Below are 13,721 nucleotides of genomic sequence, written 5' to 3' on the forward strand. Positions count from 1 at the left end.
CGGTAGGTTTAGGCGAGGAACTTGGCGGTGATGTCGGCAACGCGCTTGCCGTAGAACTTGGCGGTGTCCAGATCGCCTTGCGACATTTCAGCGGGGCTGGAGTCCGAAGGGGACTGCACCAACACGCCCACCGAACCACCCAGGTTGTTGATGTCGTTGCGGGTTGCGGCCTTGGTGTTGCTGGGCATGTGGCCCAGGCTGACCCAGATGCCACCTTGCTGCGAAGCCAGGGTTTGCAAATAGATCAAGGTGACTTGCTTGTCGCCGCTGAAGCTGGCGCTGTTGGTGAAGCCGCCAAACACTTTGTCTTTCCAGGCGCTGGTGAACCAGGCTTTGCTGGTGGCATCGGCAAATTTCTTGAACTGCCAGCTCGGGCCACCCATGTAGGTGGGCGTGCCGAAAATGATGGCATCGGCCGCGTTGAGCGATGCCCAACCCGCTTCAGACAGATTGCCCTCGGCATCGATGGCGATCAGCTCGGCGCTGGCGCCTTCGGCAACGGCCTGGGCTACGCGCTGGGTGTGGCCGTAGCCAGAGTGGTACACAACAACAGTTTTGGTCATACAGACTTTCAAGTTAGGTAAAAACAACGAACGGGAAACACTTTAAACGAGACGGCTATCCACCAGAAACACCGCAGATCTGGCTTTGCCAGGCTGCTGGTGTTGCCCCCCGCAAGGGGGTTGGCGAAAGATGCGAAGCACTGCAGCCTGGGGTTGTGCCTTATCGTTTGGCATCCAGGCTCCAGGCACCGGCACCCCAGGCGGCCAGGGTCAGCAGGCCACCCACGACGGCGATGTTCTTGATGAACAGCAACTGCGTCACCATCACCGCTTCCGCGGGCACGGCCCAGAAAGCGTGGAAGAAGAAGCTGGCCACCAGGGTGAAACCGGCCAGAATCAGCGCCGCCCAGCGGGTGCCCAAACCGAAAATCAGCGCCAAGCCGCCCAGCACTTCGACCGGAATCGCTGCCAGCGCGCCCAGCATAGGGAACGGCAGACCGACCGAGGCGATATAGCCCACGGTGCCCGCAAAGCCGGTGATCTTGGCGATGCCCGCAGGCAGAAACAGGGCGGCCAGCAGCAAGCGGCCCACGAAGCTCAGGGGGTTCTGGAGAGTTTTAAACATGTGATTTCCTTTTAATTAAAAATTAACAACTTCACTAGGATTTACCACTCGGCTGAAGCTACTGCACTGCCAGGGACACCGTGGAACCGGCTTTGCCGGGCCACTGGTGTCGCCCCCTGCAAGGGGGTTGGCGAAAGACGCGCAGCGCTGTAGCCTGGGGGTGAGCAAATCCTTAAGCGGCCAGGTCAAAGACCAGCACTTCGGCATTCGCCGCCTTGCCCAGGGTGAGCAAGGCTTCGTTTTCAATCAACAGCGCATCGCCGGTGGACAGCGCCGTGCCATTCACTTCCAAGGCGCCGCTGATCAAGTGCACATAGCCCTTGCGTGCCGGATTCAGCGCCAGAGTGGCGGACTCCGTACCGTCCAGCAGCCCGGCGTATAGGTGGGCATCGGCATGGATGGTCACCGAACCCTGGGCACCGTCGGGCGAGGCCACCAGGCGCAGCACGCCGCGCTTTTCGCTTTCGGCAAAGCTCTTTTGCTCGTAGCTGGGCGCGATGCCTTTGACGTTGGGCTCGATCCAGATTTGCAAAAAGTGCGTGGTCTGTTCGTCTGCGTGGTTGAACTCGCTGTGCTGCACGCCCCGGCCAGCACTCATGCGCTGCACGTCGCCGGGTGGGATGCCCTTGACGTTGCCCATGGTGTCGCGGTGCGCCAGCTCGCCTTGCAACACGTAGCTGATGATTTCCATGTCGCGGTGGCCGTGGGTGCCAAAGCCTGCGCCGGGGGTGATGGTGTCTTCGTTGATGACGCGCAAATTGCCCCAGCCCATGTGCTTGGGGTCCATGTAACCGGCAAACGAAAAGCTGTGGTGCGACTTGAGCCAGCCATGGTCGGCGTGGCCACGGTCTTGGGATTTACGGAGAGTGAGCATGTGAACTCCTATTTGGGTTAGAACTTGCGCAAGCCCTCTGTGCTCCCAAAGGGAGCCACAGGTGCGCTGCGCAAGTTCTGTGGTGAAGACCCGCGGTTCGGGTCCATAGCCTGAATTTTGGGCCTGCGCGGGATGCTGGCAGTCCACCGCATTTGATGGCATCATTCTATAAATTTGAATGGAAAAAGGTTGACCATGCAAACTGCCCGCGATGTGCTCACCCCCGATGCCCTGTCCATGCTGGTCACCATCCATGCCCAGGGCAGCTTTGCCGCTGCCGCCCGTAGCCTGGGTATGGTACCCAGCGCCCTGACCTACCGGGTGCGCAATATCGAGGATGCGCTGGACGTGCTGCTGTTTGACCGCAGCTCGCGCCAGGCCAAACTCACCGTGGCCGGGTCCGAACTGCTGCGCGAAGGCCAGCGCCTGCTGGAGGACATTGATGCCGTGGCCAACCGGGTCAAGCGCGTGGCCACGGGCTGGGAGCCGCAGCTCACGATTGCGGTGGACAGCGTGATTTCGCGCTCCACGGTGATGGAGCTGTGCGAGGCGTTTTTTGCGCTGAACCCGCCCACGCGGGTGAAGATCCGCGAAGAGGTGCTGTACGGCACGCTGGACGCGCTGGTCACCGGCCAGGCAGATGTGGCGATTGGCGTAGCAATGGAAAGCATCTCCAACAGCAACATCGTGGGTGCCCCGCTGGGTGAAATGAGTTTCATCTTTGTGGTGGCCCCGCACCACCCGCTGGCCAGCATGCCCGAGCCGCTGAGCGACAGTCTGATCCAGCAGTACCGTGCCGTGGCCGTGGCCGACTCTACCCAGCGCGGCAATGCGCTGACCTTTGGTCTGCTGGGCGGGCAAGACGTGTTTACCGTGCCCAGCATGCGGGCCAAGCTGGAGGCCCAGCTGCGCGGCCTTGGCTGCGGCTTCTTGCCCGAAGGCCTGGCCCGCCCCTACCTGGAAACCGGTCGCCTGGTGAGCCGCAGCGTCGAGCGGCCATCGCGCCTGCTGCACATCAGCTACGCATGGCGTACCGAGTCGGGTGGCGGCACGCACGGGCGGGCGCTGCAATGGTGGCTGCAACAGCTCAAAAGCCCGGCCACCCGCGCCGCATTGCTAGAGCGGCAACAAAGCAATTGAACCCGCGGGGAGTCCCCGAGGAAAGCGGCTGCGCACTGCGTGTAGAGTGTGCTTGGTCGCCATTCCGTAGCCACTCCAAAGAAAACCAACACACATGACAAACAAACCCAGTGCTACAGCCTCCAGCCCAGCCCGCCAGATCGCCGTGATTGGCGCAGGCATGGCGGGCATCGCCTGCGCACGCACGCTGGTGCAGGCCGGCCACAACGTTTCAGTGTTCGACAAGAGCCGCAGCGCGGGCGGGCGCATGTCCACGCGCAGTACCTCGTTTGGCACGTTTGACCACGGCGCACAGTACTTCACCGTGCGCGACCCCCGCTTTGCAAAGGCCCTGGAAACCGCCAAGGGCGTGTGCAAACCCTGGAGCGCCAACTCGGTCCGCGTACTCGACACTTTTGGCCAGGTAGCCCTGGCCGCCCTGCCCTCGCGCGACCCGCACTGGGTGCCGGTGCCCGGCATGAGCGGCCTGGTCAAGCACTGGGCCAAGCCGCTGGCCGACGATGGCCGCCTGGAACTGGAAACCCAGGTCACCCGCATCGAGCGCGACCCGATGAACAAAAAGCAGTGGCAACTGCGCACCACCGGCATGCCCGGCGCCGCCGACGCGCAGCACGTGTTCTCCGGCTTCGATGCGGTGGTGCTGGCCATGCCGAATCCGCAAACCGTGGACCTGCTGCAAAACTCGGCCCAGGCCGCCCGCCTGGTGCGCGACATCCACCCGGTGCAGGTCGCCCCGTGCTGGACGCTGATGCTGGCCTTCCCCCAGGCCATGCAGCCCACCATGGCGCACCTGGGCCCGCAGTGGAACGCCGCCCGCAGCAACCACCACCGCATCGCCTGGCTGGCGCGTGAATCCAGCAAGCCCGGGCGCGGCAGCATCGAGCGCTGGACGGTGCAAGCCAGCGCCGCCTGGTCGCTGGAGCACCTGGAAGACGATGCCCCCCGCATCCAGGCCAAGCTGCTGAAAGCCTTTACCGAGGTCACCGGCATCCGTGCCGAACCCTCCCACGCCGCCGTGCACCGCTGGCGCTACGCCCAGACCGTGCAGCCCCTGGGCCGCAGCCACCTGTGGGACGAAAAATCCGGCATCGGTGCCTGTGGTGACTGGTGCATCGGCCACCGGGTGGAAGATGCCTTCATCTCCGGCCTGGAAATGGCACTGGCGATTGCTTAAAAGTAGCTTGGTACCAGGTTACATCGGACGGTTCGCGCCGTCCCCCACGGGCCCGCTGCATGCGGGCTCTTTGGTTGCCGCCCTGGCCAGTTGGCTCGATGCCCGCGCATCGGGTGGTGCGTTGGGCGGTACCTGGCTGGTGCGCATCGAAGACGTGGACACCCCGCGCTGCCTGCCCGACATGGACGCGGTCATCCTGCAACAGCTCGCCGCCTGCGGCCTGCACCCAGACGCACTACCCACCTACCAATCCCACCGCAGCCCTCTGTACCAGCAAACGCTGGAGCAATTGGTGGCCAGCGGCTGGGCCTACCCCTGCGCCTGTTCACGCAAAGAAATTGAAGTGGCCTGCGCCGCCCTGGGCCAGGTACGCAGCCGCAACGCCGAGCTGGTCTACCCCGGCACCTGCCGCTCTGGTTTGCTCGGCCGCCCTGCACGGGCCTGGCGCTTGCGCACCGATACATTTAAAGAAAATAGGCCTCTAGCGCATATTCCATCTACGCCATTAGCTATCAAATCAATAGCAGAAGGCATTTTGACGTGGAACGACCGCCTGCTCGGCCGCCAGCAGCAAAACCTGGCCGCCACGGTCGGCGACTTCGTGCTGCGCCGCGCTGACGGCTTGTGGGCCTACCAACTCGCCGTGGTAGTGGACGATGCGGCCCAAGGCATCACCCACGTGGTGCGCGGCCAGGACCTCGCCGACAACACCCCGCGCCAGATCTGGCTGCAACAGGCCCTGGGCCTACCCACGCCGCAGTACCTGCACACGCCGCTGGTGCTAGGGCCGAATGGCGAAAAACTCTCCAAGCAAAACGGCGCCCAGGCGCTGGATGTGGCGCAGCCGCTGGCGGCGCTGAACGCGGCGGCAGAGGTGCTGGGCTTGACGACCTGTGCAGGCAACGTCCCCACCGCACTGGCGCAGTGGGTGGTTCAGTGGCAGCGCCACCACAATGGCTAAAATAGCCATTAGATCCGTGTATTTACCCGCGTATTTACCCGTCTATTTTTATAAGGACCGCCATGCAGCTCACCGCGACCGAAGCCAAAAACCGTTTTGGCCATTGCCTATTGCAAGCCAAGATCAGCCCGGTCCGCATCGAGAAAAACGGCCGCCTGGAAGCCCTTATCGTGTCCGCCGAACAATTCGCCGACCTGGAGCGCCGTGCCAATGCCGCCAGCCCCAAGCTGACAGCCGAGCAGTTCGCGCAGACTTACAAGCAATGGATCGGTGCGCAGCAACAGCATATGGACGAGCAAGGCCTGTGGTGCGACGACATCCGCACCTGGTAAATCTCGGTAAGTCTCGGTAAATCTTGGTATGGCCCAATTCGATGTGTACCCCAACCCCAGCCCGCGCTCCAAAACGTCCATGCCCTATGTGGTGGACGTGCAAAGCAACCTGCTCTCCGCCCTGCCCAGCCGTCTGGTAATGCCTTTGTCGCGGGTGGGTATCCATGCCCCGATGTCGCGCCGACTGGTCAAGCAATTCAGCATTGAAGGCGAAAGCTTTTTCTTGCTAGCCCATGCCGCTGCCCCAGTCGATGTCCGCAGCCTCAAAGACGTGGTCACATCCTTACACCACGTCGGCTATGAGGTCCTTGAGGCGATGGACGTGGTGCTAAGCGGTGTTTGACCTCTTCTTTTCAATTGACGTATTCCATGCATACCCAACCCCCTCCTGAAATTGCCCCTGACGGCTCCGCCGCGGTTTCCTCCACCGCATCTACGGTTTCTACCCCCGCCCACCACAAAACCATCAAAAGCTTCGTGCTACGCACGGGCCGCACCACGGTCGGACAGGCCAAGGCATTTGACACCCTGGGGCCGCAGTTTTTGTTGCCCTACCGCAGTGCACCGTTGGACCTGGAAGCCACTTTTGGCCGCAGCGCCCCGACCATCCTGGAAATCGGCTTTGGCATGGGCGAGGCCACGGCCAGCATTGCCGCGCTGCTGCCGGAGCAGAACTTTCTGTGCTGCGAAGTACATACGCCCGGCGTGGGGGCGCTGCTCAAACGCATTGGCGAAGAGGGGCAAACCAATATCCGCATCTGCCAGCACGATGCGGTGGAGGTGCTGGACCACATGCTGCCGCCCGGCTGCCTGGACGGTGTGCACGTGTTCTTCCCCGACCCCTGGCACAAGAAGAAGCACAACAAGCGCCGGCTGCTGCAAGCCCCGCTGGTGGCCAAGCTGGCCGCGCGCCTGAAGCCCGGCGGCTACCTGCACTGCGCCACCGACTGGCAAAACTACGCCGAGCAGATTCTGGAAGTGCTCAGCGCCGAGCCACTGCTGAAAAATACCGCTGCCGACTACGCCCCCAAGCCCGACTACCGCCCGCTCACCAAGTTCGAGAACCGCGGCATCAAGCTGGGCCACGGCGTGTGGGACGTGGTATTCCAAAAGGTGTGAACCTTCCCACCCGTGACGGCGTAGGCCCCAGCACCGTCGGCCTGCCCGGCGGTGATTGGCCCACCGTCATCGACTTCTTTGCCGAGCGCTTTCCCACCGTAGAGCGCGCAGTGTGGCTGCAGCGCATGCGCGACGGACTGGTGCTGGACGAGCAGACACTGCCCGTGCTACCCGATGCAGCCTACCGCCCCCACACCCGGCTGTACTACTACCGCCACCTGCCGGTGGAGCCGCACATTCCGTTCGAGGCGCAGGTGTTGTTCCAGGACGCGCATCTGGTGGTGGTGGATAAACCGCATTTTCTGCCCACCATGCCCGCCGGGCGCTATGTGCAGGAAACGCTGCTGGTTCGGCTCAAGCAAAGCCTGCACATCGACACCCTGGCCCCGCTGCACAGGCTAGACCGTGAAACCGCCGGCGTGACGCTGTTTGCCATCCAGCCCTCTGAACGGGCGGCCTACCACGCACTGTTTGCGCAACGCGCAGTGCACAAGCACTACGAGGCGATTGCCCCTTGGCGTGCTGACCTGCCGAAGGTCTACCGCAGCCAGATCGTGCCTGGCGAGCCCTTCTTTCGCTACTGTGAAGCCGCAGGCGAACCCAATTCTGAAACCCACATCGCCGTGCTGGAGCGTTTAGGCGAATGGGCCCGCTACCAGCTATTGCCCATCACCGGCCGCACCCATCAGTTGCGGGTGCATATGGCCGCACTCGGCGTGCCCATCCGCAACGACCGCTTCTACCCTGAGGTGGTGAATATTGTCGACGACGACTACCGTGCCCCATTGCAGTTGCTGGCCCGGTCCATCGCTTTTACCGACCCGGTGACCGGCCAGGCCCGGTTTTTTGAAAGCGCCAGAAACCTCAGTGCTTAGCCACCACGGCCAGCGTTTCGTTCGGGTACAGCACCGTGGCGGCCATGGGAACCGCGTGCTCGCTGTCGGTGCTGGCCACCGTGGGTGTGCTGGCCTCGTCCGGTATGGTCAAGTCGTCCGATGCGTAGGCCGCGCCAATCCGCGGAGTCAAAAACAAGGCCACCGCCACCATGGCGGCACAAAATAACAACCACACCAGGGCCGACACCCAGGGTTCATGGCTGGCCTTGGAAATAGGCATGGGTTTGGGGCGCGCCGATGTCACTCGCATAAAAACTCCTTTTTTGAAAATTGAAAAATCATGGGGATGGCATGGCCTGGATTCGCCGGTCGCTGGCCGAACCCCGTGCCACGATCTGGATGTCTTGTCCGCTGGCATCGGCCAGGTTGTCGCCCCGCGCATGGGCAGCCAGCTTGCGGTAGATCTTTTTGACGTGCACCAGCACGCCTGGCTGCAGGCTGGAGGCCAGTGCACCGATCTGCTCCAGGCTCATGCCGCGGGCAATCCAGCGCAAGATACCGGCCTCGCAGGCGGTCAGCGGGTGGGTGGATTCGCGCAGCGGAAAAGCCCAGGCCGATCCGGTGCCCGTGCCCAGCCGCAGGCGAAAGCGACCCAGTACCCGGCACGCCATGCCGGGGCTGATGGGGGCGCTGCCCTCACGCCAGAGGTGGATGCTCTGCGCCAGGCATTCGGCAGCGCTGTCTTTAAACAGGTAGGCGGTGGCACCGGCTTCAATGCATTGCAGCACCTGCCCGTCGTTGCCGAACTGGGTCAGCACCACGATGTCGGCCTGCGGAAAATGCCAGGCCGCATGGCGGATCAGCTCGATGGCGGGCATGTCCTGGAGTTGCAGGTCAACCACCACCACGTCGGGGACGCACTGGTCCATCATGGCGATGGCGGCAACGCCGGTAGTCACGGCAGCCGCTAGGCTAAGCTGCCGGTCCGCTTGCACGGCCTCGGCGCAGCGCAACAGGGTGTCGGAATGGCTCTCGGCGATCAACACGCGGGTGACCACACGGTTGGATGATGGGCTCGGCATATTTTTTGTCCTCCACTCCCTTACGGAAGCGCTTAATGGGCCAATAAGCGCTGCAAAGACTGCAGCAAATGGGGTACGAGACCGCAAGAAGGCTCTGGTTGGGACAAAACCCAACGCGGGCGGGCTCGGACGACATCGGCGTGCAGGGGTTTGCGCCCCGTAACACCGAATATCTTAGGAAGGCGGGCCATGCTCCGCATCCTCAAAATTGACGAAGAAGTACCGGCGACAACGGCCTGGCCTCTGGCTTGGCCTGTGTCGGCTGCGGCGGGTTTGCACCCTGTGTGGGCAGGCTGGCCACCGTGGTGGGAGGGTTCGTTTTGGCCATTTCAGCGGTTTTGACTGGGACGGCTCCGATGCCTATGCCCGCCAGGGTATGGCGCAAGCCGTCGGGTTCGGCCAGCGCGGGCAACAGCCGCCCGGCCGTGGTGGCGAACAGCACACACGCCACCATCCACACCAACCCAGCCCGGTCGAAGTAATGGCCTTGCGGCACACCAGATTCGGCGGCAACCGGCGGCACCAGAGGCTCGGCGCGCTCAAAAGGCATAAAAGGTTCAAAGTTCATACAACATGTCCTTGACAATCGGGCAACTTGAATGGTCGCCACCACAGAGACGGACTTTCCTCTGCTTGCTGCGCCGCGTCCTTAGCCCACCTGAAGCGGACCTGAAAACTTCTGAAACCGTGCGAAATTGCACGAAAACGCCAAAATCCAGGGTGTGCGCTACATTTAGACGGGGCTTACGCCACCCTCCGGCTGGTCCACAGGGCGGCGCAGGGCGCGCTGTGTGTAAGTCCGGTTGAAAACCGATACCGATGGGAGCTTTGTTGTTAAACAGTTATCGATTTGGCCGCTTTGAAGTGCGTCCTTCCCAGCGTGTGGTGCTGGTGGACGGAGCCGCGACCAGCCCGGGCGCGCGGGCCTTTGACGTGCTGATGGCCTTGCTGCACCACCGCGACCGTGTGGTGTCCAAAGACGAGCTGCTGGACCTGGCCTGGCCTGGCCTGGTGGTCGAAGAAAACAACCTGCAAGCCCAGGTATCTGCTCTGCGCAAGCTGCTTGGGCCGCAGGCCATCGTGACGATTCCGGGCCGGGGCTACCGGTTTGCACTGGAAGCCAGCGATGCCCTGCCGCCCGTCGCTTCGACCGCAACCCCGCCGCCACCCGCAGCGGCTGCACCCGAACCGCACCCCAATCAGACCCACCTGCCGCTGGTGCTGACCCCGCTGATTGGCCGCACGCTGGACGTGTCCAACCTGGACACCCTGCTAGGCCAGCACCGCCTGTTGACCATCGTGGGTGCTGGCGGCATCGGCAAATCGCTGCTGGCACAGTGGCTGCTGCACGCCCGGCGCAGCGCCCACCAGCACGGGGTGGCCTGGGTGGATCTGGCATCGCAAACCGCGCCCGAATTTGTGGCCAGCACCGTGGCCGGGGCTCTGGGCCTGCAGTCGGGCCACGGCGACCCGCTCAAGGGTTTGATGGAGGCCGTGCGCCCCTTGTCGATGCTGATCGCCATCGACAACGCCGAGCATTTGCTCGACGAAGTCGCCCGTATCCTGCAGGCACTGCACCAGGCGGCACCGCAGTTGCAGGTGCTGGTGACCAGCCAGGCCCCGCTGAAGCTGGCCAACGAATGGGTCTATCGGCTGGATGCACTGGCCCTGCCCGAACACAGCGCCCCGCTGGACGTAGCCCGCCACTTTGGTGCGGTGGCCCTGTTCGCACAGCGCGCCCAGGCGGCCGACCGGCGCTTTGAACTCGGCCCGCAAAACCTGGCCACGGTGGTAGAAATTTGCCGCCGCCTAGACGGCCTGCCGCTGGCCATCGAACTAGCCGCCGCCCGCGTGCCGCTGCTAGGCCTGGTGCCGTTGGCCAGCTCGCTCAACGAAAGGCTGCGCCTGCTCAACGGCGGTGGCCGGGGTGCGCCTGCCCGGCAAAAAACCCTGCGTGCCGCGCTGGAGTGGAGCTACGGCCTGCTGGATGCCACCGAGCAGACTGTGTTCCGCCGCCTGGGCGTGTTTGTGGGCGGCTTCTCGTTAGAGATGGCCCGCCAGGTGGTGGCCGACACCGCCAGTGGTGCAAGCCTGGATGCCTGGGCCGTGGTGGACGTGTTGGGTGCACTGGTAGACCGCTCCCTGGTCATTGCCGATGGGGGTGACATACCGCGCTACCGCCTGCTGGACACCCCCCGCAGCTACGCGCTGGAGCAACTCACCGCCGCGCATGAAGAACCCGCGCTGCGCCAACGCCACGCGCTGGCCATGCGACAGCTGTTCGAGCAAGCCGACACCGCTTTTTTCAGCGGTCAGCAACGCATCGACGACTGGTACAAGGCCCTGGCACCCGACCTGGCCAATGGCCGCGAAGCCCTGGCCTGGGCCATCCAATCTGATCCGCAAACCGCTGTCGCCATCGCCCCCGGCCTAGCCGAGGCCCTGACCAGCGACCGCCGCCGCGAGCGCCGCTATGTCTGGCAGGCCACGGCCTTGCTGGTCACCGACCAACTGCCTGCCGGTCTGCAGGCCCGCTGGTCCAGCCGCGCCGCCTACTTCTGGGCCTACCGGCAACCAGCCCTGGCCTGCCGTCTGGCGCGCCGCGCCGCCAGCCTGTACCGCGCCCAGCCCGGTGAAAAACGCAACCTGTACCACGCCCTGGCCGCCTTGGTCTACGCTCTGACCTACGGGCCCGCCCCCAACCTGGAACAGCGCCAGGAGCAGCGCGAGGTGCAGGCCGAAATGTGGGCCATCGAAGACCCCGCCTGGCCGCCCATCGTACGCAGCTACGGCTTGTTTGCGTCGCTGACCTGCAACTTCGTCGAAGGCGCGTTCGACCAGGCCATCGAGCAACTGCTGCAAAAAGCCTCGTTGGACGCGCTGGCGGGCTATTCCGAAGCCCTGCTGCGCGGCGAAGACATCATTGCCTACATGGAACTGGCCGCGGGCCGGGTGGATGCCTCCATCGCCCGCTACCTCGCCCTGCAGGCCCGGCTGGCCAGCACCCGCCACCTGGCCACCCTGCTGCTGGTGCAGTTGCACCTGACCGGCGCCTGGCTGGTCAAGGGCAACACCGTGCAGGCCCGCGCGCTGATGGAGTCTTGCTGGCCGCAGGTGCTGCACTTCGATGCCCAGGTCTACGCTGTAGACAACCTGGCCCTGCTGGCCGTGCTGGAAAACCGCCCGCACACCGCCGCCCGCTTGCTGGGCTACGCCGACACCGTGCACGCCACCCACGGCAAAGCCCGCGAAGTCAACGAAGCCCGCTGCGCCGAGTGCGCAGAACACCTGGTCCGCGCGGCGCTGGATGCTGCCACATTCGACCACCTGAAAACCCTGGGTACCGGCCTGCGAAACGACGACATCGCGACATTGGCGTTTGGACTGGTCGATACCATCTGAATTCATAAGAAATAAGGCTCTGGCGCATATTCAAGCTAGGCTAAAAGCTATTTATTCTGTAGCACGATCACTTGTTGACAGTTTGCTGTAAGCAGGGTCCGATAGAAGCTTATCGGTGCCCCCCATAACAAGTGAGACAAGCGCATGACTTTCCAAACCGTGTTTTCACCCGGCCTGTGGCTGATGCGGCGCTTGCGCCTGGGCGGCAAGATTCTGCTGCTAGCGGTGGTACTGTTGGCTACGCCGGTGTGCGTACTGCTGCAGTACGCCCTGTCCAGCGCGGCTGGTGTGGGCATGGCCTGGCTCAGCGGCCTCAGTGTGCTGGTGTCCATCTACCTGCTGCTGGCCTTCTACGCCAGCTTCACCCAGGACCTGGCCCAGGTCCGCCAGGCCATGGACCAGTTGGTCAAAGGCGATTTACGGCTGCGCCTGCAGCAGCGCGGCACAGATGAACTGGCCGCACTGGCCACGGCCACCCAGCAAATCGGGGCCACGGTATCGGCCATGGTGGCCAATGTGCGCAGCAACGCGGCCTTTGTGGCGCATTCGGGCAAAAGCCTGGCCACCGGCAACCGCGCCCTGTCGGACCGCACCGAGCAACAAGCCGCCAATCTGGAGCAAACCGCCGCCAGCGTAGAACAACTCTCCAGCACCGTGCAAGACACCGCACAGACCGCCAGCCAGGCCAATGCCCAGGCCGCACGCGTGCGCGATGCCGCCAACCTGGGTGCTACCACCATGGCCGAAGCCATCGCCTCGGTAGAAGCCATCCAGGGCAGCGCCAAGCGCATGGACGAGATCGTTGGCGTAATCGACGGCCTGGCCTTCCAGACCAACATCCTGGCACTGAACGCCGCGGTGGAAGCCGCGCGTGCAGGCGAATCCGGCCGGGGCTTTGCGGTGGTCGCCAGCGAGGTGCGCTCCCTGGCACAGCGCTCGGCCGAGGCATCCAAAGAAATCCGCCAGCTGATCAGCACATCCAGCACCCAGGTGGGCAGCAGTGTGCAAAAGATTCGCACCGCGGGTAGCAGCATCACCGCCATCGTCAGCGGCATCCGCGACGTGGCGGCCAATATGGCGCAAATCTCCACCTCCAGCGCCGAGCAGAGCACCGGCCTGAGCGAGATCACCTCTGCCGTGCGCCAGCTGGACGAAATCACCCAGCAAAACGCCCAAATGGTGGAACACGCAGTGACCCAGGCCTCGACCCTGGAAAACCGCGCTTCCACCCTGGTCGAAGCCGTGGCCCTGTTCAAGCTGCAGCAAGGCTCGGCCGAAGAGGCCATCGCCCTGGTCCAGCGCGCCTTGGCCCACCGCCGCCGTGCGGCCTCGCGCGACAGCTTTCTGCGCGACCTCACCCAGCCCACGCAGGGCTTTTTTGACCGCGACATGTATGTGTTTGTGCTAGACCGCAGCGGCAGCTACCTGGCCTTTGGCGGCAACCCGGCCAAGGTCGGCACCCGCGTGCAAGACATCGCCGGTATCGACGGCGCAGGCATGCTAAACGCCATCTACACCCAAGCCGAGCGCGAGCCCGGCTGGGTGGAATACGACATCACCAACCCCACCACCGGCCGGGTGCAAACCAAAATGTCTTTTGTGGTGCTGGTAGACGACCTAGCGGTAGGCTGTGGGGTGTATAAGAACCTTGTGCAGGTATAGTACGCAACCTG

15 protein-coding genes are annotated in these 13,721 nt (G+C 63.8%); 9 read left to right on the plus strand and 6 right to left on the minus strand.

Features of this window, described 5'->3' with window-relative positions:
• Positions 1-8: 8 nt before the first annotated feature.
• The 3 genes from AC097L_RS14130 to AC097L_RS14140 form a co-directional block, all read right to left on the minus strand.
• The gene (locus AC097L_RS14130; protein WP_479587060.1) at positions 9-563 is read right to left on the minus strand and encodes a flavodoxin family protein; all 555 of its coding nucleotides are present in this window, start codon (positions 561-563) and stop codon (positions 9-11) included.
• 160 nt (positions 564-723) lie between these two features.
• Positions 724-1,128, minus strand: coding sequence for a DoxX family protein (locus tag AC097L_RS14135; protein WP_479587061.1), 405 nt, complete (start codon positions 1,126-1,128; stop codon positions 724-726).
• 172 nt (positions 1,129-1,300) lie between these two features.
• Complete coding sequence (locus AC097L_RS14140; RefSeq protein ID WP_479587062.1) at positions 1,301-2,002, minus strand: pirin family protein; 702 nt, start codon at positions 2,000-2,002, stop codon at positions 1,301-1,303.
• 195 nt (positions 2,003-2,197) lie between these two features.
• On the opposite strand from AC097L_RS14140, the gene AC097L_RS14145 reads away from it, so the two are divergent.
• The 7 genes from AC097L_RS14145 to AC097L_RS14175 all read left to right on the plus strand — a co-directional run bounded on the left by AC097L_RS14145 (position 2,198) and on the right by AC097L_RS14175 (position 7,603).
• Positions 2,198-3,142, plus strand: coding sequence for a LysR family transcriptional regulator (locus AC097L_RS14145; RefSeq protein WP_479587063.1), 945 nt, complete (start codon positions 2,198-2,200; stop codon positions 3,140-3,142).
• 94 nt (positions 3,143-3,236) lie between these two features.
• A complete protein-coding gene (locus tag AC097L_RS14150) occupies positions 3,237-4,316 on the plus strand; it encodes an NAD(P)/FAD-dependent oxidoreductase (protein WP_479587064.1) in 1,080 nt (359 codons plus the stop codon).
• Positions 4,273-5,277, plus strand: coding sequence for a tRNA glutamyl-Q(34) synthetase GluQRS (gene gluQRS / locus AC097L_RS14155; RefSeq protein WP_479587065.1), 1,005 nt, complete (start codon positions 4,273-4,275; stop codon positions 5,275-5,277). Before AC097L_RS14150 ends, gluQRS begins: the two co-directional genes overlap by 44 nt.
• Positions 5,278-5,339: 62 nt before the next feature.
• Positions 5,340-5,609: a type II toxin-antitoxin system Phd/YefM family antitoxin gene (locus AC097L_RS14160; protein ID WP_479587066.1), complete on the plus strand. Its 270-nt coding sequence runs from the start codon at positions 5,340-5,342 to the stop codon at positions 5,607-5,609.
• Positions 5,610-5,637: 28 nt separating this feature from the next.
• Positions 5,638-5,952, plus strand: coding sequence for a CcdB family protein (locus AC097L_RS14165; RefSeq protein ID WP_479587067.1), 315 nt, complete (start codon positions 5,638-5,640; stop codon positions 5,950-5,952).
• 26 nt (positions 5,953-5,978) lie between these two features.
• The gene (trmB, locus tag AC097L_RS14170) at positions 5,979-6,728 is read left to right on the plus strand and encodes a tRNA (guanosine(46)-N7)-methyltransferase TrmB (protein WP_479587068.1); all 750 of its coding nucleotides are present in this window, start codon (positions 5,979-5,981) and stop codon (positions 6,726-6,728) included.
• Positions 6,725-7,603, plus strand: a complete 879-nt coding sequence (locus AC097L_RS14175; RefSeq protein ID WP_479587069.1) for a pseudouridine synthase — start codon at positions 6,725-6,727, stop codon at positions 7,601-7,603. Before trmB ends, AC097L_RS14175 begins: the two co-directional genes overlap by 4 nt.
• Here the strand turns inward: AC097L_RS14175 and AC097L_RS14180 are convergent.
• The 3 genes from AC097L_RS14180 to AC097L_RS14190 form a co-directional block, all read right to left on the minus strand.
• On the minus strand, positions 7,593-7,874 hold the full coding sequence (locus tag AC097L_RS14180) for a hypothetical protein (protein WP_479587070.1): 282 nt from the start codon (positions 7,872-7,874) through the stop codon (positions 7,593-7,595). The genes AC097L_RS14175 and AC097L_RS14180 overlap by 11 nt on opposite strands.
• A gap of 28 nt (positions 7,875-7,902) precedes the next feature.
• Positions 7,903-8,646: a response regulator gene (locus AC097L_RS14185; protein ID WP_479587071.1), complete on the minus strand. Its 744-nt coding sequence runs from the start codon at positions 8,644-8,646 to the stop codon at positions 7,903-7,905.
• A gap of 202 nt (positions 8,647-8,848) precedes the next feature.
• A complete protein-coding gene (locus AC097L_RS14190; RefSeq protein ID WP_479587072.1) occupies positions 8,849-9,214 on the minus strand; it encodes a hypothetical protein in 366 nt (121 codons plus the stop codon).
• 296 nt (positions 9,215-9,510) lie between these two features.
• On the opposite strand from AC097L_RS14190, the gene AC097L_RS14195 reads away from it, so the two are divergent.
• Both AC097L_RS14195 and AC097L_RS14200 read left to right on the plus strand, forming a co-directional pair.
• Positions 9,511-12,048, plus strand: coding sequence for an ATP-binding protein (locus AC097L_RS14195; RefSeq protein ID WP_479587073.1), 2,538 nt, complete (start codon positions 9,511-9,513; stop codon positions 12,046-12,048).
• 144 nt (positions 12,049-12,192) lie between these two features.
• Positions 12,193-13,710, plus strand: coding sequence for a methyl-accepting chemotaxis protein (locus AC097L_RS14200; protein WP_479587074.1), 1,518 nt, complete (start codon positions 12,193-12,195; stop codon positions 13,708-13,710).
• The last annotated feature ends 11 nt before the right edge of the window (positions 13,711-13,721 follow it).

Source organism: Rhodoferax sp. RT5P35 (assembly GCF_056521385.1).